This is a genomic window from Nocardia sp., from assembly GCF_025465275.1.
GTDB lineage: Bacteria > Actinomycetota > Actinomycetes > Mycobacteriales > Mycobacteriaceae > Nocardia.
This window is the reverse complement of record NZ_JAODNK010000031.1, coordinates 21211-44653: the sequence shown is the minus strand read 5'-3', so window position 1 is coordinate 44653 and position 23443 is coordinate 21211. Positions and strand designations below refer to the sequence as shown.

Annotated in this window: 24 protein-coding genes and 2 pseudogenes; 10 read left to right on the top strand and 16 right to left on the bottom strand. The window is 66.2% G+C overall.

Going from position 1 to position 23443, the window contains the following annotated elements; genetic code table 11:
• Positions 1-29: 29 nt before the first annotated feature.
• The 6 genes from JWN03_RS07980 to JWN03_RS07955 all read right to left on the bottom strand — a co-directional run bounded on the left by JWN03_RS07980 (position 30) and on the right by JWN03_RS07955 (position 6624).
• Positions 30-1376, bottom strand: a complete 1347-nt coding sequence (locus tag JWN03_RS07980; RefSeq protein WP_297611961.1) for an FAD-binding oxidoreductase — start codon at positions 1374-1376, stop codon at positions 30-32.
• Positions 1373-2377, bottom strand: coding sequence for a class I SAM-dependent methyltransferase (locus JWN03_RS07975; protein ID WP_297611959.1), 1005 nt, complete (start codon positions 2375-2377; stop codon positions 1373-1375). Before JWN03_RS07975 ends, JWN03_RS07980 begins: the two co-directional genes overlap by 4 nt.
• The gene (locus JWN03_RS07970) at positions 2374-2739 is read right to left on the bottom strand and encodes a RidA family protein (protein ID WP_297611956.1); all 366 of its coding nucleotides are present in this window, start codon (positions 2737-2739) and stop codon (positions 2374-2376) included. Before JWN03_RS07970 ends, JWN03_RS07975 begins: the two co-directional genes overlap by 4 nt.
• Complete coding sequence (locus JWN03_RS07965) at positions 2736-3833, bottom strand: alpha-hydroxy acid oxidase (RefSeq protein ID WP_297611955.1); 1098 nt, start codon at positions 3831-3833, stop codon at positions 2736-2738. Before JWN03_RS07965 ends, JWN03_RS07970 begins: the two co-directional genes overlap by 4 nt.
• On the bottom strand, positions 3830-5266 hold the full coding sequence (locus JWN03_RS07960) for an amino acid permease (RefSeq protein ID WP_297611952.1): 1437 nt from the start codon (positions 5264-5266) through the stop codon (positions 3830-3832). The genes JWN03_RS07965 and JWN03_RS07960 overlap by 4 nt, the downstream gene beginning before the upstream one ends.
• Before the next feature lie 188 nt (positions 5267-5454).
• Positions 5455-6624 carry a hypothetical protein gene (locus JWN03_RS07955; protein WP_297611949.1) on the bottom strand — a complete coding sequence of 390 codons (1170 nt, stop codon included), beginning with the start codon at positions 6622-6624 and terminating at the stop codon, positions 5455-5457.
• Positions 6625-6793: 169 nt separating this feature from the next.
• On the opposite strand from JWN03_RS07955, the gene JWN03_RS07950 reads away from it, so the two are divergent.
• Positions 6794-7393 (top strand): TetR/AcrR family transcriptional regulator, encoded by a 600-nt coding sequence (locus JWN03_RS07950; RefSeq protein ID WP_297611947.1) that lies wholly within the window; start codon positions 6794-6796, stop codon positions 7391-7393.
• Between the two features lie 9 nt (positions 7394-7402).
• Here the strand turns inward: JWN03_RS07950 and JWN03_RS07945 are convergent, their stop codons facing one another.
• Positions 7403-8677: an NAD(P)/FAD-dependent oxidoreductase gene (locus JWN03_RS07945; RefSeq protein WP_297611944.1), complete on the bottom strand. Its 1275-nt coding sequence runs from the start codon at positions 8675-8677 to the stop codon at positions 7403-7405.
• Between the two features lie 83 nt (positions 8678-8760).
• Positions 8761-9393, bottom strand: coding sequence for a CHRD domain-containing protein (locus tag JWN03_RS07940; protein ID WP_297611942.1), 633 nt, complete (start codon positions 9391-9393; stop codon positions 8761-8763).
• Between JWN03_RS07940 and JWN03_RS07935 the strand changes: the two genes are divergently transcribed.
• The 3 genes from JWN03_RS07935 (at position 9392) to JWN03_RS07925 (ending at position 10877) form a co-directional block, all read left to right on the top strand.
• Positions 9392-9670: a hypothetical protein gene (locus JWN03_RS07935; RefSeq protein ID WP_297611939.1), complete on the top strand. Its 279-nt coding sequence runs from the start codon at positions 9392-9394 to the stop codon at positions 9668-9670. The genes JWN03_RS07940 and JWN03_RS07935 overlap by 2 nt on opposite strands.
• Before the next feature lie 385 nt (positions 9671-10055).
• Positions 10056-10481, top strand: a complete 426-nt coding sequence (locus tag JWN03_RS07930) for a GNAT family N-acetyltransferase (protein ID WP_297611936.1) — start codon at positions 10056-10058, stop codon at positions 10479-10481.
• A gap of 117 nt (positions 10482-10598) precedes the next feature.
• Complete coding sequence (locus tag JWN03_RS07925) at positions 10599-10877, top strand: hypothetical protein (protein WP_297611933.1); 279 nt, start codon at positions 10599-10601, stop codon at positions 10875-10877.
• Positions 10878-10896: 19 nt separating this feature from the next.
• On the opposite strand, the gene JWN03_RS07920 is transcribed toward JWN03_RS07925, so the two are convergent.
• Positions 10897-12051 (bottom strand): serine hydrolase domain-containing protein, encoded by a 1155-nt coding sequence (locus JWN03_RS07920; RefSeq protein WP_297611930.1) that lies wholly within the window; start codon positions 12049-12051, stop codon positions 10897-10899.
• A 125-nt stretch (positions 12052-12176) separates the two neighbouring features.
• On the opposite strand from JWN03_RS07920, the gene JWN03_RS07915 reads away from it, so the two are divergent.
• Entirely contained in the window at positions 12177-13079 is a 903-nt protein-coding gene (locus JWN03_RS07915; RefSeq protein WP_297611927.1) for a LysR family transcriptional regulator, read from the top strand.
• Between the two features lie 32 nt (positions 13080-13111).
• Here the strand turns inward: JWN03_RS07915 and JWN03_RS07910 are convergent, their stop codons facing one another.
• Positions 13112-13579: a hypothetical protein gene (locus JWN03_RS07910; protein ID WP_297611924.1), complete on the bottom strand. Its 468-nt coding sequence runs from the start codon at positions 13577-13579 to the stop codon at positions 13112-13114.
• A 164-nt stretch (positions 13580-13743) separates the two neighbouring features.
• Here JWN03_RS07910 and JWN03_RS07905 point away from each other — a divergent pair, with 164 nt between their 5' ends.
• The 3 genes from JWN03_RS07905 (at position 13744) to JWN03_RS07895 (ending at position 17118) form a co-directional block, all read left to right on the top strand.
• On the top strand, positions 13744-14271 hold the full coding sequence (locus JWN03_RS07905) for a phenolic acid decarboxylase (RefSeq protein WP_297611921.1): 528 nt from the start codon (positions 13744-13746) through the stop codon (positions 14269-14271).
• 152 nt (positions 14272-14423) lie between these two features.
• Entirely contained in the window at positions 14424-15356 is a 933-nt protein-coding gene (locus JWN03_RS07900) for a family 2A encapsulin nanocompartment shell protein (protein WP_297611918.1), read from the top strand.
• A 61-nt stretch (positions 15357-15417) separates the two neighbouring features.
• Positions 15418-17118: a family 2A encapsulin nanocompartment cargo protein cysteine desulfurase gene (locus JWN03_RS07895; RefSeq protein WP_441342953.1), complete on the top strand. Its 1701-nt coding sequence runs from the start codon at positions 15418-15420 to the stop codon at positions 17116-17118.
• Between the two features lie 10 nt (positions 17119-17128).
• Here the strand turns inward: JWN03_RS07895 and JWN03_RS07890 are convergent, their stop codons facing one another.
• From JWN03_RS07890 to JWN03_RS45435, 5 genes and pseudogenes are all read right to left on the bottom strand, one after another.
• Positions 17129-17845 carry a spermidine synthase gene (locus JWN03_RS07890; RefSeq protein ID WP_297611912.1) on the bottom strand — a complete coding sequence of 239 codons (717 nt, stop codon included), beginning with the start codon at positions 17843-17845 and terminating at the stop codon, positions 17129-17131.
• A 253-nt stretch (positions 17846-18098) separates the two neighbouring features.
• Positions 18099-18815: pseudogene (locus JWN03_RS45440) on the bottom strand (serine/threonine-protein kinase); the annotation flags it as partial.
• Positions 18816-19076: 261 nt separating this feature from the next.
• Positions 19077-20399 (bottom strand): DUF2786 domain-containing protein, encoded by a 1323-nt coding sequence (locus JWN03_RS07880; RefSeq protein ID WP_297611906.1) that lies wholly within the window; start codon positions 20397-20399, stop codon positions 19077-19079.
• 60 nt (positions 20400-20459) lie between these two features.
• A complete protein-coding gene (locus JWN03_RS07875; RefSeq protein WP_297611903.1) occupies positions 20460-20606 on the bottom strand; it encodes a DUF6307 family protein in 147 nt (48 codons plus the stop codon).
• 12 nt (positions 20607-20618) lie between these two features.
• A complete protein-coding gene (locus tag JWN03_RS45435; RefSeq protein WP_366914374.1) occupies positions 20619-20822 on the bottom strand; it encodes an RGCVC family protein in 204 nt (67 codons plus the stop codon).
• 256 nt (positions 20823-21078) lie between these two features.
• Here JWN03_RS45435 and JWN03_RS07870 point away from each other — a divergent pair.
• Positions 21079-21378, top strand: a pseudogene (locus JWN03_RS07870) (MFS transporter); the annotation flags it as partial.
• Between the two features lie 35 nt (positions 21379-21413).
• Here the strand turns inward: JWN03_RS07870 and JWN03_RS07865 are convergent.
• A complete protein-coding gene (locus JWN03_RS07865) occupies positions 21414-22532 on the bottom strand; it encodes an FAD-dependent oxidoreductase (RefSeq protein ID WP_297611900.1) in 1119 nt (372 codons plus the stop codon).
• 144 nt (positions 22533-22676) lie between these two features.
• Between JWN03_RS07865 and JWN03_RS07860 the strand changes: the two genes are divergently transcribed.
• Complete coding sequence (locus JWN03_RS07860) at positions 22677-23426, top strand: TetR/AcrR family transcriptional regulator (protein WP_297611897.1); 750 nt, start codon at positions 22677-22679, stop codon at positions 23424-23426.
• The last annotated feature ends 17 nt before the right edge of the window (positions 23427-23443 follow it).

The window sequence follows — 23443 nt, the reverse complement described above, 5'->3', positions numbered from 1 at the left end:
GATCGAACAGCCGCAACGGACGCTGTCGGTCAGGCGTCGAGGATCTTGCCCGGGTTCAGCAATCCGTGTGGGTCCAGGGCCCGTTTGATGGTGGTCATGATGTCCACTGCGGGGCCGTGTTCGGCGCGCAGGTACTTCTTCTTGGTCAGACCTATGCCGTGCTCTCCGGAGGCGGTGCCGCCCACCGCGAGGGCGTGCCGCACCACCTCGTCGGAGAATCGCAGGGCGGTCGGCAGTGTCGTGTCGGTGTAGGGCACCACTACGTGTACGTTGCCGTCGCCGATATGGCCCGCGACGCTGATATCCACACCGAGTTCGGCGCCGAGCCGGGTGGCCGTGCCGACCGCATCGGGGATGCGGGAGTAGGGGACGGCGGTGTCGGTTATCAGGAAACGGTGCCCTGGGCTGCGGGCTTTGAGGGCGAAGAACAGGTGGTGGCGGTCTTCCCACAGGGCGTGACGCTCGGTATGGGTGCGGGCCACTTCGATACCGTCCGCGTGATACGTGCGGCAGACCCGCTGGATCTCCCACTCGTCCGCGTCCGCCGCCGCGGACGAAGCCGCCTCCAGATCGATGAACAAGGCCGGTGATTCGGCATAGCCGGTGCCGCGAAATGCGTTGATGGCGGCCATACTCGCGGCGTCGACGAACTCGAGCCGGCTCACCGGCACCGCAAGCCCCAGTAGTTCGACCGCGGCGGCCACTGCTTCCCCAACTGTCGGAAACGAAATCCGCAGCGACCGCAGCCATTCCGGAATCGGATGCAACCGCACGGTGAGCTCGGTGATAATTGCCAGGGTGCCCGCCGAGCCGATCACCAGATCTTTCAGGTCATAGCCGCTCGAGCTCTTGCGCACCGCCCGGCCCAGCCGCACCGCCGAGCCGTCGGCGAACACTGCTTGCAGCGCAGGAACATTGGCGCGCATGCCGCCGTACCGCACGCTGGTCGTGCCACTGGCATTGGTCGCGGCCATCCCGCCCAGCGAGGCGTCCGCGCCGGGATCCACGGTGAACTGCAGGCCGAATTCGGCCGCTGCCGCATTGAGCTGCGTGCGGGTGACACCCGGCTGCACGGTGGCGGTGAAGTCGGCGGGCGCGAGATCCAGAATCGAATTCGCCTGCGACAGATCGAGTATCAACTCATCACCGCGGGCCAGCAGATGCCCCTCCAGGCTGGTGCCCGCACCACGAGCGATAAGTGGCGTGCGGGTGTCACGTGCCCAGCCGACGACCGCCAGCACGTCGTCGAGACCGGCCGCGTAGGCGATGCCACGCGGGCGATGGCCGAGGCGGCCGGTCTCGTCGGCGGTGAACTGCTCGAGCACCGAGGGTCGGGTATCGATGCCGAAGGGCGTGCCGTCGAATCCGGTTGTCACCCGCGTTCCAGGATGGTGGTGACCAGCATGGTGTGGTCCTCCATCCGCCGCGTCACCGACCAGCCGAGCTCCGCGAACGCGCGCTCGTACTCGTGCTGCGTCCACAGCCGCACGCCGGTGATGGTGTGGTAGATCTCGTAAGTCGGTGAGAACCACGGCTGTTGGGTCCAGTGCTCGGCCTCGAGCAGATAGCCGTCGCCGATGACGAGGCGGCGCATGTTCGGGAACCACTCCATCCAGCCGCGCAGCACCGCCGCGATACCCTCGCCATCGCTGGCGAGTTGATGCAGCAGGAAGAACGACATGGCGGTCGTGACGCTGTCCCGGTCGACACTGCCGAGCCAAGCCGGCAGCTGAGACTCCGGCTGCACCGAACCCGCCAGCAGCGTGATCCGATCGGCGAGGCCGAGTGCCGTGACTTCGCCGGTGGCGGCATCGATCACCTCGTCCTCGATATCGACGCCGAGGAATCGCTCCCGCGGCGCGAGCCCGGCCAGCGCCTGGACCCGTCCGGCGTCGGCGCAGCCGAGATCGATGGTGCAGCCCGGGATGTCGGCGGCGATGGAGGCGCCGATGGTCGCGAATATCTCCGGCCGCCGCCGCGCGATATCGGTGCACGCGCGGGCCACCTCCCCGGGTTCGGTTGCGGCGGGGATGTATTCGTCGTCTGCGGCGGCGGAGAGCTGCCGGAAGGTGGGTTCCCAGCCGCGCACCGCGCACCGGACGAACCCGCGGTTCTTGCCGACATCGTGGCCGGTGTGGGTGAGGTGGTAGCGGTGGCCGCGCCGGGCCAGGAAGCCGGCGCGCACCAGGCCGAGGGCGACGGTCTGCTGAATGCCGGTACTGGGCTCAATGGTGTCGCCGCCCAAAAGGGTTGTCCACCAACCCCAGTCGTCGGCCGCGACAATGAGCTGACCGGCGGTCTGGCCCTCGATGACGTCGCGAATGGTGAAGTCGCCGATGGCGGCGTGGGCATGCACGAGCGGTGTCACTGTGGTCATGATGATCTTCCTCGAGCTGCGGCGACGATAATCGCCTGGATTTCGATGAGCAGCCCCTCAATGGGCAGGGTGGTGACGGTCGTGGTCCGCGCCGGTGCGGCTGACGTGAAATATTTGCTGAAGGCGGCATTCCAGGCCGGAAACCATTGGCGGTCGGCCAGATAGCACTCGAGTTCGAGTACCTCCTCGCGCGAGCTTCCGGTTTCGGTCAGTACCGTGTCGAGCTGGTCGAATACCGCGGCGGCCTGCTCGTCGAAGGTGGTTGCGGACACGGTCATGGTGGCGGGGTCGATCGCGGCCAGGCCGGAGGTGAACACCAGGCCGCCACCGCTGCGGAACGACGGGAACGGTGCGGCGCTCACGAGACGGCCCTCGCGAGGCGGGTGATGCCGATATCGCCGATCGTCGCGGCGCCGGAAAGGATCATCAGCGTCCGCAATTCTTCGGTGAGCAATTCCAGTACCCGATCGACCCCGGCCTCACCGGCCGCCGCGAGCCCGTAGATGGCCGAGCGGCCGATGATCACCGCATCCGCGCCCAGCGCCAGTGCCAGATAAACGTCGCTGCCGGTGCGAATGCCGCTGTCCAGCAGGATCGGCAGCTCGGCCCCGACCGCTGCTCGAATACCCGGCAGCATCTCCAGGCTGGCAGGCGCCGGATCCAGCTGGCGGCCGCCGTGATTCGACACCACCAGCGCCGAAGCACCTGCGGCGAGGGCACGTTCGGCCGCCGCGGGCGTGAGAATGCCCTTGGCGATCCACGGCAGCCCGAAATCGGCCGCCGCATCCGTCAACTGGTCCCAATTCCACACGGACCCGCCCTGTTTGAGCAGCTGCCCGAATACCTCGGCAACTCCGGGAGCGCCGTTCTCGCCGGTGAGATTGCCCGCGAAGAGGCGCTGGTCCGGATCGAAGCGATTGCCCATATTGCGGGTGCGGAAGCCGCCGACCGGGCAGTCCACCGTGACGCAGAGTGCCTCGAAACCTGCCCGCCGCACCCGGTCCGCCACCGTAGCCGCATGCGCGAACGGATGCAGCTGGGCAATGCGCGCGGCACGCGGGGCAACCGTGTGCACCTGTTCGTAGGAGAAGCTCCCGGCCTCGGGAACGATCGACAGCGCACCCCGATGCTGAGCAGCCCGGGCGACAGCGAGGTGGCCGTCGGGATGGAACAGGGCGTCACCGCCGAAAGGTGCGGTAATTATGGGGGTTTCGAGGGATATCCCGAGCAGTTCGGTGCGGGTCGACGGTGCGGCGACCCCACTCATCGGTTCGGGCAGAATCCGCCAGCGGCCGAACGCGGCCAGATTGGCGCGCAGCGTGATCTCCTTGCCCGCACCGCCTTCGACGAAGTCGAATACATCGGAGTCCAGAGCCGCCGCGGCGGCACGATGGATCTCGTCGAGGGTGCCGAAGGTGACCTGGGTCGGATAGAAACTGTCCAGCTGTGCGGTCACGCGGCACCTCCCGCGGCGACCACGGAGTGCCGGCGGCCGTAGGTGAGGTAGAGCACTCCGCCGACGGCACTCCAGATCACGAATCGCAGCCAGGTCAACGTCTCGAATGTTGTTGCCAGCCAGATGCATCCGGCGATCGCGACGATCGGCACCAGCGGCATGAGCGGAGTCCGGAACGGTCGCGGCCGGTCGGGATCGGTGCGGCGCAGGATCATCACGCCCACGGCCACGATGAGGAAGGCGAACAGCGCGCCGATATTCACCAGTTCGGCGACGGTGTCGATGGGCGTCAGCCCGGCCACCACGGCGATCACCGTGCCCAGCAGCACGCTCAGCCGCACGGGCGCCCCACGGGAGCTGGTGCGGCACAATGCCTTCGGCACCAGCCCGTCGCGGCTCATGGCGAACAGCAGGCGGGTCTGCCCGTAGAACACCATCAGCAGGCCCTTGGTCAGGGCGATCACCGAGGCCACCAGGATCACCTTGCCGATCCACCCGGCGCCGATCGCGGCCAGCGCGGTCGCCACCGGAGCGGAGTTGTTCAGGCTGGAATACGGTGCGACACCGGTCAATACGGCACTCACGGCGATGTACAGGATGGTCGCGATGACCACCGAGCCGATAATGCCCCACGGCATATCCCGGCGCGGATTACGGGTCTCCTCGGCCGAGGTCGCGACCACATCGAAGCCGAGATAGGCGAAGAAGGCCATGGCCGCCCCCGCCGCGATGCCATTGACACCGAAGGGCATGAACGGCGACCAATTGGCGACGTGCACATGGGGCGCACCGACCGCGATCACCACAATGAGTACGGCAACTGTCAGCGCCACCAGCGTTTTCACTACAGCGGCGGCAATCTTCACCTCGAAAACCAGCACGGCGACGATGAGTCCGACGATGACAACCGCCGGGAGATTGATTACTCCGCCATCACTGGGCCCCGCCGCTATTGCCTTCGGAAGGGTGACACCGAAAAGCGAGGTCAGTGCGGCGCCGAATAATCCGGACCAGCCGATGGCAATTGCCGCCGCGGCCACCGCATATTCGAGCAGCAGATTCCATCCGACAAGGAAGGCCGGCACCTCACCCATGGTCGAATAAGTGTAGGTATAGGCGCTGCCGGATACCGGTGTCATTGCGGCCAGCTCGCTGTAGCACAGCGCCACGAGCACACAGATCACCCCTGCCAGCAGGAATGACAGGACAATCGAGGGGCCTGCCTTGGTTGCCGCAGCAATGCCGGTGGTGACGAATATGCCTGCGCCGACAATGGTGCCGACCCCCATGGCGATCAGATCGGTGCGCCCGAGAGTGCGTTTCAGGGCCCCGTCGGTGGTTGTCGCCGAGGCGATCGAGGCGTCGGTATTGCGTACGCGGAATGCGGTCGGCCGCTGCGTGGCGGAGGGCCCGACCCGAGTGGGTGCTGCCATGACTGGAATCCATTCGCTGGGAATGTATTTGGTTCTTGTGTATTCAGTGAACCAACCGAAGTTTGTGTACCGATGAACGCATGTAACGAACCCGTTTCAGAATTTCAGCGAAATGTGTTGCAGCACAACACCTTTCAGACATGCCTGAGCCGCACGCCGATAATTGCGTGCGGAACGTGGCGCCCGGGTTATGCGATTGTCGAAGTCTGCAGAACGAGGTGGGAGTCCGCGGCGCGCGCCATTGCGCGCCGACGGACGAGCGAGGTGGTCGCGGCGACCACGATCAGCACAGCGGCCGCGGCCAATACCGCGTCGCGCATCGACGCGACGGTGGCGACAATGCCGAGCCCGATGGTGCCGACCGCCGCGCAGAGATAGGCGACGGCCGCGAACCGTGCGGAGATCCGGGCATGCTGGGCGGGTGCTGTTGCCGCACTGACGATCCGGAGTCCGGTGCGATACGCGATGCCCTGACCGCAACCCGCGATCACGCCGCCGCAGAGCAATAGCGGCAGGCTCGGCACCCACGACACCGCGGCCGCGACCGCCACACCCGTGATGATGATCAGCTGCGCGGTGACCGGCTCGGCGGGAAGGGTATTCGGCGCCAGGACTCGCTGGGCGACCCAGGCGCTGACCAGGTACAGGGTCACCGGCAGCGCCAGCAGCGTGAGATTCTTCGTGCCCAGCAGCTCCGCGCCGTAACTCGGCAGCAGTGCGACCACCAGACCGGCGGACACCCACGCGGCGATTCCGGTGAGATACCCCGCGAGCGGAGCTTCGCTCTCGACATATGGGGCGTGCGCACCGCGCGGTGCGGCGGCGGGCCGCGCGACGCGATCGGAAAGTACCGCCAGCGCAACAGCTCCGAGCAGCACCGCATGTACGAGGTAGACGGTGACGCCCGGCGCGGGGAGATACTGCGCCAGCCCCGCCGCCGCGAACGTACCCAGCGCAGAACCGAATACGGTCGCGCTCGCCATTGCGGTGCGACCACGCTCGCCCCGGCGCTCCAGGATCAATCCGGCCAGCGATCCGGTCACCAGGCCGACCGAGAGTCCGGCGCAGATCCGCGCCACACAGGCCGGCCACGCCGAATGCGCCACTGCCATAGCGAGATCCGCCGCCATGCCGAAGGCGCTGCCGACTCCGATCCGCCACCACCAACCACTGCGCGAGGACGGTGTCCCGAGTATCGACAGTGTCGGCGTGAGCGCGAACAGGTAGGCCGCGAAGATCACGGTGATGAGCAGCGGCGCCAGCGACCAGGCGTGCCGGTAGTACGGCATCATGCCCGTGGCCATATTGGGCTGCGCCATGATCAGCACCAGGAGCGCGCCCGGAACCGCTGCCCTCATCAACCCTCCCAAGTGAGGAGATCTTCTCGGTTAGAGAATAGACAATTGAGAAGAACTTCTCTACTCGAAGTCGGATGATGGTCTACGACAACGAGCGGCGCGGCTCGCCCGTTGCGCCGATTTCGACCCACTTGCCCCGGCGCCGCACGTGTTTGTGCAGGATGGAAGCGTGCCCGTGAACACCCGCAGCGATGCCCAGCGCAGCCGAGTGCTGCTGGTCGATGCGGTCCGCGCCCTACTGCAGGCCGGTCGGGTCGGCTTTTCGATCCCCGAACTCGCCGCCGAGGCGGGCGTCGGAGTAGCCACGGCATACCGGCACTTCCCCACGCCGCAGGACGCGATGCAGGCCTTCCATCGCCGCGCCATCGAACAACTCCTCGAAGCCTTCGCCGAGATCGATGCCGCCGCCGATGCGGATCTCGACCCGGTCGAGCGCTTCCACCGTTTCTGCCGCACCTGGGTCGAGCAGGCGATGCAGTGGGGCCCGGCGGTGCGCTACATCCGCAGCAGCAGTGGATTCATCGAACGCCTCGCGGACGGTGACGAGGCCATCACCGCCATGCACGACAGACTCGCCGATGTGCTGAAAGCGCTAGCGCGCGAAGGGAAGACGACCGAATTCGATGTCACCTACGCGGTACTGCTGTGGATCACGATCTTCGACGAACGCGTCGTCTACGACCTGGCGGAGCACCGGCGCTGGCAGCCTGCCGAGATCACCGATCACCTCACCCGCGCCGTCGCGGGGGCGCTCGGCGTCAAGGTGTGAGTTCCAGGATCAGCGCGGCGGACGGACTGTCGTCAGGGTGGGCTTCTTGTCGTCTTCCCAGGCAATGCGTTTCGGATCACCATGACATTCGACCAGTGCGGCGTGATCGCGATCCATGTAATCCCAGGCCCACGACATGAATGCATCGACCTTGCTGTGCGCGCCGCTGAGCAATGCGGCATGCACACCCAGCCATGCGGCACACGCCACCGGGCCCTGGATGTGATGGCGATGCTCGCCGACCTCGGCGATGGCGGCCCCGCGACCGATCATGGCCATGATGCCTTTGTCCTTGTAGTGGAACGGCTTCCGATCCTTGTCCGTGATCTCCCGGATAATGTTCTCGGCCGCCCACACCCCGGACTGCTGCGCCACCGAACCGAGTTGCGGAAGCGTCTTGCCCTCTCCGTCACGAATATTCGCGACGTCTCCGATCGCGTAGACGCCCCAATACCCGTCAACCGTGAGATCTGCGGTCACATCGATGCGCCCGCCATGTCCCGGCGCGACACCGCATTCGTGCGCGACCGGCGAGGCCGATTCCCCGCCGGCCCATACCGTGGTCTGCGTCGCCAGCACCGTCCCGTCGCTGAGTTGCACGCTCGCGGCGTCGATCTTGCTCACGCCCACACCGAGTTTCACCCGCACACCGTGTTCGGTGAGCTTGTCGAAGGCGTATTTGTGTGACCGCTCGCTGAACGGCGCCAGCAGCGCGTCACCATGGTTGACGAGGTAGACCTGAGCCGAGGCAGCCCCGTGCTCCATCGTCCGCAGCGCGGCGAACAGTTCGGCGAAGGCTCCGGCGGTCTCGACGCCGGTCGGCCCGCCGCCGGTAACAACCACATCGAGCGGCCCCGAACGTGTTTCGAGCATGGACCGCACATGCAGCCGCAGGCGCTCGGCATCGACGATCGAGTACAGCGGGAACGAATGTTCCGCCGCGCCCGGCGTTCCGAAGAAGTTCGCGCACGCGCCCGCGGCCAACACCAGATAGTGGCCCGTGACAGTCTCGCCCTCGCCGGTCGTCAACGACCGAGAGCGGAAATCGATATCCATGATCTCGGACTGGATCAACTGCACGTTCGGATGCTTGGCGAAGATCGCCGCCAAGGGCCGCGCGACGTCCTCTGCGGGTAGCTGTGATGTCGCAACCTGATACAGCAGCGGCTGAAACTGGTGATAGTCATTGCGGTCGATCAAAACGACATCGACGCCCGCCGAAGCCAGCTTATGGGCGCACGCAACACCGGCAAGCCCGGCTCCGGCTATCACTACAGACGTCATGCACCCACCTTGCCAGCTGAACCTGAGCCAACGGATAGAAGAGCCGAACTTTCACGCCGGGTGCACAGGTTCGTCACACGGCATTACGAAGTGACGTCCGCGCACAGAATCGGGGCGAACAGCAGGGTGGGGTTACCGGCGGCATCGAGGATCTGGCTCATCGCGCCCATGTGCACGTTCACGTACCACCCGGTTGCCGGAGGTGCGGTAGCGACATTGTCGACAGTTGCCGTCAGCGACGCGTCGCCGGCATCGTTCGCTTGCAGGTCGGGGAGTGGATAGAGGACAGCGCCCTGGGCCGCGCAGCTTCCGGAGTGGATATGGACGGCATGGGCACTGCCGGCGGGCAGCCCACTGGCGTTCAGGACCACCTGCAGACTGTGCTGAGCGCCGTCATAGGCGAGCTTGACCGTGCCTGCGGGTGCCGCACCATTCTTCTGTGGCGCAGCGACTTTCACCGTCACCGGCCCTGCCGCCGAGGTACCCGCGGGAATGTCCGCGCAGCCGATCGGGGTGAAGCTCACATCGGTGGATGCTCCGAGCTGTGCGCTGGGCGCCAGGTGAATGTTCAGATACGACCCGCCGGGGATGCCGCCGGGCACCGGCTCGCTGACCACGCTCTGCCGGACCGCACCGGTGGTATCGGCGGTGATGTCCGGGAAGGGCACCGACGGCGGCTGGGTCTGATCGGCACAACTGCCCGGATGAATATGCATGGCATGGCTGCTGCTCGGGGTGAAGCCCTGCATGTCGATCGCCGCGGTGACAAGCGTCGTGGTCGGATCCCAGCTCAACACCGCCGTCCCGGTGGGCGTGCCTTCGAGCTGCACGGCCGATGGAGAACTATTCGAAGCGGACGTCACCGGCGGGCTGGTCGATGTTGCGGTAGACGATGTCGAAGAAGACGAACAGGCGGCCGCCGCGAGCACACCTACCGCCGCACTGCACATGATCGCGCCACGAAGCATAGGAATCATCCCTTTAATTGGGTGAAATCGGTGGCTGAAAACCCCCACGCTACGCTCCACCGAACGGCACACCACGAGCAGAGGAGAGGTCGATCGACGCGGTACTGGATCCCGACGGAACCCCGCTCGCGTACTTCGACCGCGACGAACACGACGGGCAGCCGTGGGCGGACGAACTGTCTTGTGCGACAGGCATTGTCCTCGACACGGCAGCCGCAGCCGTCGTCCGATCCCTCGCGGGTTGGGGCGCTACCGCAGAAGGCGCGTTCGGGGCCGCTCTCGTCGCCGCGGGCGCACAGCGACTTCGCACCTTTCACACGTACACGCTGGCGCTACCTTCGCCACAGCCCGAGCCGGAGCTGCCACCCGGACTTCAGCTCCTTCCGGCGAGCGAAGTTCCGCCCACCGCTTTGCACAAGGCGATACTGGCCGCCTATCCCCCGGGCCATCCGGACCATGACGACGATTCGCCGGCAGCTCTCGCACAGCTCTACGCCGGCACCATGCTAGGTCCGCTGCACCCGTGCAGCACCGTCGCGTGGGACGGCCATCGGGCGGTCGCCGCGGTACTGGTTCAGGACGCCGAGGGCGAGCCACCACTCGAAGGCCCCTGGATATCCGAGGCGTTCCGGGACCCCGCACCCGGCTATGCCGGACTGGGCGCACTATTGCTGCGGTACGTGATCGCCCGCGCGGGCGAGGCGGGGCTGACGGCCCTGGGCCTGTCGGTGACCGCTACCAATCCGGCACAGGCCCTGTACGAACGACTCGGATTCACCCGCACCGCGAGCTGGACAAATCTGGAGTTCCCCGGGGTCCACGGCACAACCGACTGAACCGGTTTGGGCTCATAAGCAATTCACAGTTACAGACGTGATCTGAAATGAGCTCGCCTCGGTTAGAGTACGCGCACGGCGACCCCTCGGTCGGCGCGCGCAAAGAGGAGAAGCACTATGCCAGCGTCCCGCACCGGGAGATTGCTCGCCGAAGGCATCGCGGTAGCGAGCCTTTGCTTCGCGGGCGGGGCTGTAGTCGCCGCCGGGGACGCGGCAGCGGAGCCCGTGACGCTGGTGTCCAGCGACGCCGGGTCGTCGCTGTCACCGACCGGGTTCGCGGCGGGGTCCGCCGAGGGCGGGAAGCATTTCTGCGATGCGGGCGGCATCGCTGTCAGCCTCAGCGGGAACTCCAGCGTGACCTGCAAGGGGATTACCAGCGGTAGCGGCGCGTCCTAGCGGTCGTAGTGGCTGTGCGTCAAGCCGCGCAGATCGCGGTATCGAACACGTGCTGCTGCGCGGCCGCGGTGGCCGCATCGGAAGCGCGCAGATTTGCCAGCACGGTCACCGCACGGCCGTCCGCGGTCACCCCGTCGTAAGTCCGGAAACCGGGGATGGAACCGCCGTGACCCCATACCTGCTTGCCACACGGCACCGATAGCCGTGCCAGGCCGAGGCCGTAGTCGATGCCCTCGCGATTGGTCAGCGGCTTGGGATCGCGCTGCATTTCCGCCAATTGTGCTGGCTGTACCAGCTTTCCGGTCAGGAGAGCGGTGAAGAAGCGGTTCACCTCACTGCCCGTGGAGACCATCGCTCCGGCCGAGCCCGCCCAGGAGGTCTCCAATCGGGTGAGGTCGGTGCGCTGACCGTCGACGATCTCGTATCCCAGCGGGTGCGGATCGCGCAGCTCGATCTCACCCGGTGCGGGAATGTAGGTGGCTTTCAGCCCGAGCGGTTCGATGATCCGGTGGGTGATCTCCTCCGCGAAGGGCTTGCCGGTGAGCCGCTCGACCAGCATGCCGACGATCAGATAGTTGGTATTGCTGTACTCGGCCTTCTCCCCCGGTGGGAAGTGCGCGGGCATGGTGCTCAGCGCACTGCGCACCAGCGCGGCGGAGTCGAAGTGCTGCTTCAGCATCGCCGCGTAATCCCCGTCCAGCTCCGGCAGTTCCAGATACTCGGGCAGTCCGCTGGTGTGCTGCATGAGATTTCGCACGGTGATCCGGTTGCCGTCGATACCGTCGCCCTGCACCACGCCGGGGAGATATCGCTCGATCGGAGCATCCAGGTCCACGGTGCCCGCGGCCACCAACTGCATCATCACCGTAGCGACAAAAGCCTTGGTATTGCTGCCGATCCGGATCCGGGCAGCGGCGGGAAAGCCCGCTCCGGTCGCGATATCGCCCACTCCCGAGGTGGCGGTCCACTCCTTCCCCTGCTCGGTGACGACCACCTGTACCCCCGGCGTGCCCGCCCCGACCGCCGCATCGAGCGCTCGCTGCAGGTCGGCTCGTCCGGCATCGGAAAGTGGTTGCCGCGCACCCGAATCCGCCCCGGTGGTGCAGGCGGTCAGCGCACCTGCCATCACCAATCCGGCCACCACGAGCCGCCGCATCTTCCGCATCGAAGTCATACCAGCAGGCTGACACGGAGCAGTCGGCCCGCACATCGCCCAAAGGTCCCACGCACACCCTGAGATTCCCCGAACCAGGACACCCCTGGTGGATGCGCCTACCACCGTTTCGCTACACATGGACCATGGACCTGCGTCAGCTGCACTACTTCATCGCCGTTGTCGAGGCCGGCACCTTCACCAGTGCCGCACAGCGGGTACATGTGGCCCAGTCCGGTGTCAGCGCCCAGATCAAGGCCCTGGAACATGAGCTGGGCCAACAGCTTTTCGAACGTCGTCCGCGAGCGGTGATCCTCACCGCCGCGGGCGAGGCGCTCCTGCCGCACGCACGCGCCGCGCTGGCGGCTCTCGAAGCGGGGCGGGCGTCGATCGATGCGCTGACCGGACTGCTGCGCGGCCATGTGGCCGTCGGCAGCATCAGCTCGATCGCACCACGCAGCGTCGATCTGCCCGAAATACTCGCCTCCTTTCATCGTGCGCATCCCGGTGTCGACATCTCATTGATCGAAGACAGTGCGGCGGGACTTGTTCGACGTCTGCGCGACGGCGTCCTCGACGTCGCGTTCACCAGCCTCATCGACGAGACCGTGACGGGGATGCACACCCGGGAATTGCATCGGGAGCGTGTGGTGGCGGTCCTGCTCCCGACCGATCCGCTCGCGCTCGAGGCGACACTGCCATTGACCATGCTGAGTGAGCGGCCACTGATCGCCCTCCCCGAAGGTTCGGGGCTGCGCTGGCAGCTGGATCGGGCGCTGACCAAGGCCGGTGTTCGCGCGCGGATTGCCTTCGAGGCGGGCAACCCCGACATTCTCGTCATGATGGTGGAGAAGGGTCTCGGAATGGCCCTGGTCCCGGAATCGGCTCTCGCACACACTGATCGGGTGGTGGGCGTGCCCGTCCCGGACCTGCCGGCGGGGCGGCTCGGAATCATCTGGCTCGAGGCCGTCGCGGCCAGACCCGCCGCCCGGGCATTCATCGAGCACACCGCCACGCCGGGATCGAAGCCACCGGGCGCGCGTTCCTGACGGGCCGCATCCAGCCCGTACCACCGCTGGGCCTACTCTCCCTTCCGGACGGCCCGGGCGGCTTCCAACCGGTCGAATATCGCGGCGCTGCGTGCCCAGTTCTCTTGCTCGACAAGGTCGGCTGTGGTTCGAAATGTCAATGGCTGCATGGTGATACCGATGTCGTCGCGCTTGTGCTCGGCAAGCGCGAACTCGCAGCCGAGGACATTGTCGACAACGATCGAGGTCACCAGTTTCAGCTTGATGTGGTGACACACCGTGCCGTCCACGGCAAGCAGCGCCGCGGTACCCGAGCGCAGCAGGTTCGCCCGGGTACGGCTGCTCGCTACCGCGGCCAGCAGCGTATCGCCACCGGCTGCGGGCTCGAGTTCCGATCGCGACAGCAAGGCACTGTGCGGGAACCCGTCCGCATCGACCGAGAGAAACGGAAAGGCCTGCTCGCAGGCTCCGATCTCGGGGACGCCACGTAGAAGCGCAGAAACTTCGTCGGGGATCGTCATAACTCCACTCTGCGAGCGAGGGCGCCCTCTGTCCAATAGCCGGATCTACTACCTGCCATCTGGGTTCAATATGGCGAGAACCTCCCCGCGGATACCGTCGCGGGTTATTAAGCTGATGAATGCCCAGGGTCCCGATCGCGCAGGTTGACCGAGAGGATCTATCGATGAGCGCTGGTCCCGCAACTTCGAATTCCGCATTCACCGGTGATCTGACCGGAATTATCGGCAAGCATGTGATCTACGTTTATGAGAACGGCTGGAAATACGAGCTCTACGTGCGCAATGCGGAGACGATCGAATCCCGGTGCCTGATGGGCCCGATGTTCGGCCGGTGGTCCAAGAACCAGGCTGCGAAGATCATCCAACTGAGCGGCGACCTGTACAAACTGGCCTGGGTGGAGCCGACGGGCACGACCACGGTTGTCATCGTGTATCTGACCGACCGCCAAGTGCATACGACCATCTCCTACCCGCAGTGGATGCTCGACTACCCCGAGATCACCCTCACCCGCTACGAGGACAATCTGGACGAGATCATCGCCGCGCGCGACCTCGGACCGACCTATCCGCTGACCCTCGTCTCCTCCGCCGGGCGCATCACCTATCTGGAAACCCGCGATTCGGAAGACGACACCGTCATCGACCGCCCACCCGGCAAACTGCCACTCGGGTATGCCGACCGCGCCAACTGACCGTCGACAACTCACCTCGAACCGCCCGGCTGTCTGTATGTCCCATCGCGACACGATCTGCGCGCGAGCGCGGAGAACAAGACAGGTCGCGTCGCGGACGCTAGCCTGAGCGCCACAGTAGCGGTGAACTTGCTGAAACTAAGGCGGTTTCGATGACCAAGGCTGTTTCACAACCGGTGGCATTGGGCGACGAGGCCGCACGGGTCCTTGCGAATGCGACCAAGACCGTCCCGCAGATGGAGTCGATCACCCCGCGGTGGCTGGTCCACCTGCTCAATTGGGTGCCGGTCGAGGCGGGCATCTACCGCCGCAACCTGGTGACACACGAGAACACCGTGGATATCCAGTGCGACAACTATGACGAGTCGCCGCTGCCGGAGACCTTTATAGACTACGACAAGTCGCCGCGGGAGTACCGGCTCAAGGCCGTGCACACCATCCTCGACGTGCACACCCGGGTCTCGGATCTGTATTCGAGCCCACACGACCAGATAGCCCAGCAGTTGCGACTTACCATCGAAGCGATCAAAGAGCACCAAGAGGGCGAGCTGATCAACAGCCCCGACTACGGGCTGATCGCGAATACCGCAGCGAAGCAGACGATCTCGACGATCGCAGGACCGCCCACACCGGACGATCTGGACAATCTGCTGGCACGCGCATGGAAAGAACCGGGCTTCTTCCTTACCCATCCGCAGGGCATCGCCGCATTCGGCCGGGAATGCACCCGGCGCGGAGTGCCGCCGCCGACGGTCAGCCTCTTCGGGTCACAATTCCTGACCTGGCGCGGGATTCCGATCATCCCGTCGGACAAGGTCCCGGTGGAGAAGGGCAAGACGAAGTTCCTGCTCATCCGGAGCGGCGAATCCCGGCAGGGCGTGGTCGGGCTGTACCAACCCGGCCTGGCCGGTGAGCAGGGCCCGGGACTTTCGGTGAAGTTCATGGGTATCGACCGCAGCGCGATCGCCTCCTATCTGGTGTCGCTGTACTGCTCGCTGGCGATTCTGACCGATGACGCGGTGGCGCTGCTCGAGGGAGCCGAGGTGGACAAGTTCCATGACTACGCACCGACCTACCGAAAGTGATGTCGCGACTCCCGTGAACCCGGCGGATCCGATGTCCGACCATTCGGCGGATTCGAACTGGATGCTGCCCGACGAGGCAACGCTGAATCGGCTGGCCGGAGAGTTCTTCTCGGCCCTGCCGTCGGCATCTTTGGGGGTCACGGCGCTAGGAGTACCGGCGACCGGGCCATCGCCAGCACGCGCGCCACAGGGCGGCGGGCCGCGACAAGCCGGCGCAACGCCGCCGAGTGGCGCAGTGCCGCCGGGTGGACCGACGCCGGATGTCTCCGTTCCGAACTGGGCATCGGAGGCGCCCACCTCCACCCCCGCCGGTCCGCCGCCGACCTCGTCGGCGCGCAATGCCGACGTGCACGGCGACCCGTTCCTGGTCTCGGTGCCGTCGTTGGAGGATCTGCTGTCACCGCCCCGCGTTCCGGCGGCCGCGCCGGCCGCGGGAGCCCCGAGCTTCTACTTCCTCGAACGGCCGGAAGCTCCTGCCGCGCCGTCGAATTCGCAGTTCTATTTCCTGGAGTCCGCGAATCACCGCCAGCCCGACCGGCATCCGCCCTTCGACGTGTACGCCGTACGCAATGACTTCCCGATCCTGCGGGAGCGGGTCAACGGCCACCCCCTGGTGTGGTTCGACAATGCCGCGACGACGCAGAAGCCGCGATCGGTCATCGACCGCATCACGCACTTCTACGAGCACGAGAACTCCAATATCCACCGGGCCGCACACGAATTGGCCGCGCGCTCGACCGATGCCTACGAACGCGCCCGCGATACGGTGGCGCGCTTCCTCGGCGCCTCGTCGGCGGAGGAGATCATCTTCGTCCGCGGCGCCACCGAGGGCATCAATCTGATCGCACAAACCTGGGGCCGCAAGAACATTCGCGAGGGCGACGAGATCCTCATCTCCCATCTCGAACACCATGCGAATATCGTGCCCTGGCAGCTGCTCGCCGCCGAGACGGGCGCACACCTGAAGGTCATCCCGGTCGACGACAGCGGTCAGCTGCTGATGGACGAGTACACCCGATTGCTCTCGGACCGTACGAAACTCGTCTCCGTGACCCATGTCGCCAATGCGCTCGGCACCATCACGCCGGTGCACGAGATCGTCGCCCAGGCGCACCGCGCCGGCGCGGTCGCGCTCATCGACGGCGCACAGTCGGTGCCGCACACCGAGATCGACGTCCAATCGATCGGCGCGGAATTCTTCGTCTTCTCCGGCCATAAACTGTTCGGCCCCACCGGAATCGGTGCGGTCTTCGGCAAGGCCGAGGTGCTGCGCGATATGCCGCCGTGGCAGGGCGGCGGCAATATGATCGCCGATGTCACGCTGGAACGGTCGATATTCCAGCCGCCGCCCGGACGCTTCGAAGCGGGTACCGGCAACATTGCCGATGCGGCCGGATTGAGCAGCGCGATCGAGTACGTCGAACGCCTCGGCATGGACAATATCGCCCGCTACGAACACGGGCTGCTGGAATACGCCACACCCCGCCTGGCCGCGATCCCCGGAGTCCGCCTGGTGGGAACCGCAGCCGAAAAAGCGAGTGTGCTCTCGTTCGTCATGGACGGCTACGAACCGCCCGAGGTCGGAAAGGCCTTGAACGAGAAGGGAATCGCGGTGCGCGCCGGCCACCACTGCGCCCAGCCGATCCTGCGCCGGCTCGGCCTCGAGGCGACCGTGCGACCGTCCTTCGCGTTCTACAACACCTGCGACGAGATCGACCGAATGATCGCCGTGCTCACGGATCTGGCTCGCGCCCGGCGCTGAGGCCGCTGCCTCAGTTCCGGGTCGCGAGATAGATCGTGTTCGAGGATCGACCCCTGGTCAGCGGGTTGTCGAAGAACACCTGCCGGGCCTCGATATCCGCGAAAACGGTGTCGAGGATCGCGCAGAACTCGTCGTCCGGCGGATCATCGGACCACAGTGCGAAGGTGCCACCCGGGGCGAGATACGCGGACAGGGCCTGCAATCCCGCCCGGGTGTAGAACGCGGCGTGCGGTTGATGCAGGACGTGCCGCGGCGAGTGATCGATATCCAGTAGCACCGCGTCGTAGGTCCGGCCGGGCAGTGCCGGATCGAACCCCACCGCGCCCACGGCCGCCGCGAAGAAGTCCGCGCACACCAGCGCCACCCGCTGATCACCGGCCAGACCGGCGGTATCGGGCAGCAAATCCCGTTCATGCCAATCGATGACCGCGTCCGAGTACTCGATAACGCTCAGCGTCCGAACCCGGGGATCCGCCAAAGCTGTTCGCGCGGTATATCCCAGCCCGAGACCCCCGACAATCACGTCCAGCTTCTCGCCCGGCGTCCGGGCCAGCCCGAGCCGCGCCAATTCCTCTTCGGCAACGGTGAACAGGCTCGACATGAGGTACTCGTCCCCGAGCTTGACCTCGTACACATCCGCCCGCACCCCCGGATCGAACCGCCGCCGCAAACTGATCTCGCCCATCGGCGTCAGCCGCCAGCCCAACTCCTCGAACCGTGCGCTCATCGCATGACGATAGACCAGGCATTACCCGCGGACGGAGAGGTGCACAGGCGTCTTCGAATTCCAGGGGTGACCGCCGGAACATCTGGGTGGCCGCGTTGCGGTGGCACCCCTCGGCTTCCGTTCCTCCTGCGACCTGTGCGACCGGGACCGGTGCCGCATCGGTGGACGCTTCCTCGGGTGGTGCGGTAAGCATCGCCAAAGCTTGCGAAATGCTCGGTCGCGCAGCGGGATCCTTGTCCAGCAGCCTGGTGATCAAGGTGGCGATACGCCCGGCATACTTCGGTTCCGGAGCGGAATCGAACACAACTGCCGCCAATGTCGCGGGCAAAGCCGAACGGAGAAAAGGGGATCGGCCTTCGACCGCGTGATAGAGCGTGACCCCCAGGGAGAACAGGTCACCGGCGCCACCGTAGGCCGCGCCGCGAATGCGTTCGGGAGCCATGTACTCGATCGACCCGGTGACGGTGCCGCGCTCGGCGAACGTATCGTCGGACAGGTGCGCCGCCGTGCCGAAATCGGCGAGCAGCACCTCACCGGTCTCGGTGCGCAATACATTGGCGGGCTTGAGGTCTCGATGCACCACACCCGCATCGTGCGCGGCGCCGAGCGCGTGCAGCAAGGCCATCGCGACGGCGGCGGTTTCCTCCACGGTGAGGCGGCCCTGTTCCGCGATGCGCTGCTGCAGCGACTGCCCGCGGACCAGGCGCATCACAATCCACGGCAGGTGATCCTCGACCACAACATCGTGGACCGTCACGATATTCGGATGATCACGCAACCGGGCCGCGGTGCGCGCCTCACGCTCGGCCAGGGCCAGCCGTTCGGCTCTTTCGGCATGCGAAGCCGTCGGCGGCAGGCAGACTTCTTTGACGGCCACGTCCACACCCAGCAGAGCGTCACGCGCTTTCCATACCCGGCCGAATCCGCCGACCCCCAGAAGTTCGACCAGTCGGTATCGTCCCGCCAGCACCGAGCCCGGGCGGTTCTCCGCGCGCACAGCTTCCCCCTCGGACGCGGCGATCGAGCCGCGCGAGATCGTGTTCCTCACGAGGTCCTCCCAACTCCCTCGGGCCTACTTGGAGACACCTCCCATCCTTCCGGTGCCGACACCCGCATGAAACCTACTTGTCCCGATTTGCGCAGTTCATCCCCGCTATATGTCAATTCCTGACCGGAAGAAACGGACAACATTTCGGACCACACCGGACCGGAACCCGCAGCAGCAGACCGCTTACCGATCGAGCGATCGGCGGGCGTCGAGTCGTGCGCGGTCGGCGGCCGCTCGGCCGGCGTCCCAGCCTTCGGCGCTGCGAATGGAGATGCCGCGGCTGCGGGCTTGCGGAAACAGGGTGTCGAATGCGGCGTCGACCGCGATTTGATGCGAGGCCAGGACCGGCAACAGCCGTTCCGGCTCAACCGATTCCGCGATGGTGGCCGCGGTGGCCGCTTCCAATCGCTCGCCGATGCGGCTGGCGTAGGCGACCAGGAACGATTTCCGGAAGCTGCGGCTGCGCGCTTCGTCGCTGCGCGCCTGCTTGTTGCCGCTGGCGATCATTGCCCTGGTGGCCTGCACCAGCAGTGAGGTGGACAGCAGCTCGACCGCGTCCAGGTCTCCGTCGTCGCCGACGATGGTCATGAAACCCCACTCCGAGGCGAAGATCGCGCGGCAGCGATTGGCCTTGGCGACCACATCGATCAGCAGCGCCTTCGCGTCCACGTAGGGGGTTTCGAGCCAAATGCGCCGCGCCCCAGGCAGATCGGGCGCGGAGGCGTCGGCGTCGACCAGCACTCGATCGAGTGCGTACTTGGTCATCAACTCCTGCGCCTTGGCCGAAAGTGCCTCGGCCTCTTCCGGAAAGGAGGTCGATTCGGCCTTGGCGAGCAGCCCGCGGACGCGGCCGAGCACCTTCTCATCGACGTGCTGCGGCAGGTCGGCGTGCGGGCGTGCGGTGCCGGGCAACTGCCGGATGAGTTCCAGCTTCGGCAGCAGAATGAGCAGGGCGAGGGATTCGACGACGGTGGTGAGCGCCTCGGCGGCGGTCAGCATGTGCTTGGCCGCCCATTGGGCGAGATGCGAGGTCGAATCCGACCACCAGCGGTCCGCCGCGAGTTCGCGGAGCTGGTCGAGCCAGGTCTCGTCGACGGTGGCGGGCGCGAAGGGGCGAATATAGGCGGCCATCACGTCGATCAGGAAACTGATCGCGAAGGTGTCGACCCGGCGTTGCGCGGCCTGGTGGATATCGGCGGGCAGCCAGCCGTGCTGGAAGGCCCTGGTGATGATGTGCTGACCTGCCAGGTGCGCGCCCAGTTCCACGTCGTGAACCGGCAGATCGCTACTCGCGAGCCGGACGGCGAAGCGCTTGGCGAGCACCGAATCGCCCTTCGGCGATTTGCTGCGCGCACTACTCTGAGCCGACTCGAAGGCGATGGTCATGATCGCGTCGGCTATCGCGGCCGCGGTGACTTCCCCCGAGTTGTGTGCCGTCCAGAAGTCGGACCCACCCTGCTGCGCCTGCTGCTTGGCCGTCCGGTGCTTGCGATTCGGCTTACCCACGACCACCGACCATATTTCACCGAGGCCTTTCGGCCTCGGCGGGGGCGTCCGGCGCTGTTGTCAGCGCACTTTCTCGGGGATCGTGTCGAGCGCGTGCAATACCTGCACCGCGAGGTCGGTCGCGGTTTTGTCGTCGAGCGCGGAGTGCTTCCGCACGGTGTCGCGGACCCGCTCGACCCGAATCTCATAAGGCGATTTAGTTGTCATTCGCGTGCTTTCCTATCGCCGGTAGTAGGTCTTTTCGTGCTCGGCCGGGAGGACGCAGACGCAGCCTCTGTCCAGCCCGCTCGTCGCGGTTGCGGAGCAGAACCGGATTCCGACGCCGGCATGGGCTTCCCGGTCGTGCGGGCATGCCGCACAAGAGAATTCGAGCGGCGCAACGTCGATGGGGGTGACCTGTTCGTTTGACGACAACTGCCTCACCTCTTTGGTAGGTCTACGCCGTAGACATACGGTGCAGACACCTCCAAGCTACACCTATTGCCGAGGGCTCCGGAGCTTGCCCCGTTCGACAGCGGGCGGCCGTGCTGTGATTCTGGAAGCTCGGTGCTCGAGGAGAACCTGGCACGGCGGCTTCGAGCAGAAACCGGGATGTCATGGACCGTGACGGTTTGGCGGTAGTACCTGAAGCCGCTCCGGGCGAACATCTTCGGCGGCCGGCCGGACGAATGCTTTCCGAGCCTTGCGATCACAACCTTTCCGGTGGTACTTCGCCGGGCAGATCGCCTCGGCCAGTGGCACTTTCGTACAGATGACCGCAGTCGGCTGGCTGGTACTGCGGCTGACCGGTTCACCGGCCTCGCTGGGCCTGGTGCCGGCCGCGGGCGGGCTGCCGCCCTTGCTGCTGGGGCCCTGGGGCGGCGTCGTCGCCGACCGAGTGGATCTGCGTCGACTGCTGATCGGCACCCACATCGCCTCCGCGCTGCTCGCAGTGGCGCTGTGGGCGGCCGCGGTCGCCGGGCACGCCACCGTGCCTTGATCCAGTTGCCGGCCAGCACCTCGGGACGCGCGTTGTCAGGTCGGATTCGGGACGAAGGCGGGTAGCGCGGCGAGGCTGTGACGTACGGCCTCGGCGCCGTACGCGAACATCTGCCGCTCGTAGTCATCGACCGCGCCGAGGAGGTCCTGGCGGCCCTCGGCGGCCTCGATCAGGCAGCGGCGCAACAGGTCCGCATCGCGTAGGGCAGTGTTCGCGCCGTTGCCACCGGTCGGGGAGGTGGCGTGGATGGCGTCGCCGAGCAGCGTGACCGGACCGGGCGCCCAGCGCTCCCGGGGCTCGACCACCCGGATGGACAGCAGGGTGCTGTTGTCCGGGTCGGACTGCTCGATGAGCGCCTGCAGGTCCGGATGCCAGCCCGCCATCCTCGACAGCGCCGCCTCCTGCGGAGTCGAAGCGCCGAGCGAGCCGTTCGGCGGCAGGATCATGGCCCAGCGCACGTAGTCACGGACATCGGGCAGAGTCACCTCGGGCGCAAGTTGCTCGGCCGCTTCCTTCGGCGGAGTGCGGAAACGCATCGCTCCGAGCAGCAGGCTCACCCCGTCCCCGGTGATCTTCGAGCCGAAAGCCCGTTCCAGTCCGGCGAACTGCTCGGTCAGCGGCGTGCGGCCGATAACGAACCGGACACCGGTGTCGGTCGGGGTGGTCAGCGGCGACAACGCCGCACGGACCGCGGAGCCGACCCCGTCCGCCCCGACGAGCAGGTCGGCGACGGCCGGGTCGCCGTGCGCGAACCGGGCCTCGACCTTGCCATCGGCCAGCACGTCGTAGCCGGTCAGTGCGGCCCCGGTGTGCACGGTGAGTCCGGTCAGCAGCAGGTGCCGGAGCACGTCCCGGTCGACCACGATCCCGGACTTGGCGGGGCCGAGCTCGCCGATCTGATTCAGCTGCGAGTCCAGGATCAGCGGCTGGACATGGGCGTTATCGACGATCTCGTCCAGCAGCGGGTACCAGCGTGGCGGCAGGCAGCCGCGCAGTGCTTCGAACCCCACCGGGTTCAGCACGAGCCGGTAGCCCTGGAACCGTGCGGTGATCGCCGGGTCCCGCTCGTACACGGCGGCCTCGATCCCGGCGCCACGCAGGCCCTGCGCCAGGCACAGACCTCCCAGACCGGCTCCGACAACGGAAACTCGCATCACGCCTCCTGAACAGATTTTCCGGACGCCGCCCAGATCCCCTGAGCGGTGTACACATGAACCAAGCAGGTACGAACTTAGTTCGTGCTTATGAACATAGTTCTACATGGCGAACTTAGTTCGTGTCAAGCTAGAGTGATCGCTATGCCGTCCGATCCCCGACAACGCCGAGCAACTCGCCACGCGCAATCCACTGAGGACCCCGCAGCGTCGTCACCACGCAAGAAGCCCATCACGGTCGACCGGATAACCGACGCCGCCCTGCAGGTCGTGGCCGCCGAGGGCTACGAAGCGCTGACCATCCGGCGAGTCGCCGCGGTACTCGGCACCGGGCCGTCGTCGCTGTATGCGCACATCGTCAATAAAGATGACATCGACGATCTGCTCATCGGCTGGCTCTGCTCCCAGATCGTGCTGCCCGAACCGGACCCGGCCATCTGGCGGAAGCAGATCCTCGACGTGTACGCGCAAATTCGCGACCAGTACCTGAAATATCCCGGAATCTCCCGTGCCGCGCTGGCCATAGTCCCCACCAATCTCGACGCGCTGCGGGTGGGCGAAGGGCTCTTCGCGATCCTGCTCGCCGGCGAAATCGAGCCCCAGACCGCCGCCTGGGTGCTCGACGCCATGTCCCTCTACGTCAGCGCCTACGCCCTGGAGCAGTCACTGGTCCAGCAACGGCGGAAACACCCGGACCAGGAATGGGTCCTCGGCCGCGAGGAGCTGCTGCACCGGTTCACCGCGCTGCCGGACGACACGTTTCCGCAGACCCGGCGCTATGCCGCTGAGCTGACCTCCGGCACGGGACACGACCGGTTCGAGTTCACCCTCGGCTTGATCATGGACAACCTCACCCAGCACCGGTCGACATCGGCATCCGACACCGCTGGGTGAATATCGCACCGGGTGCG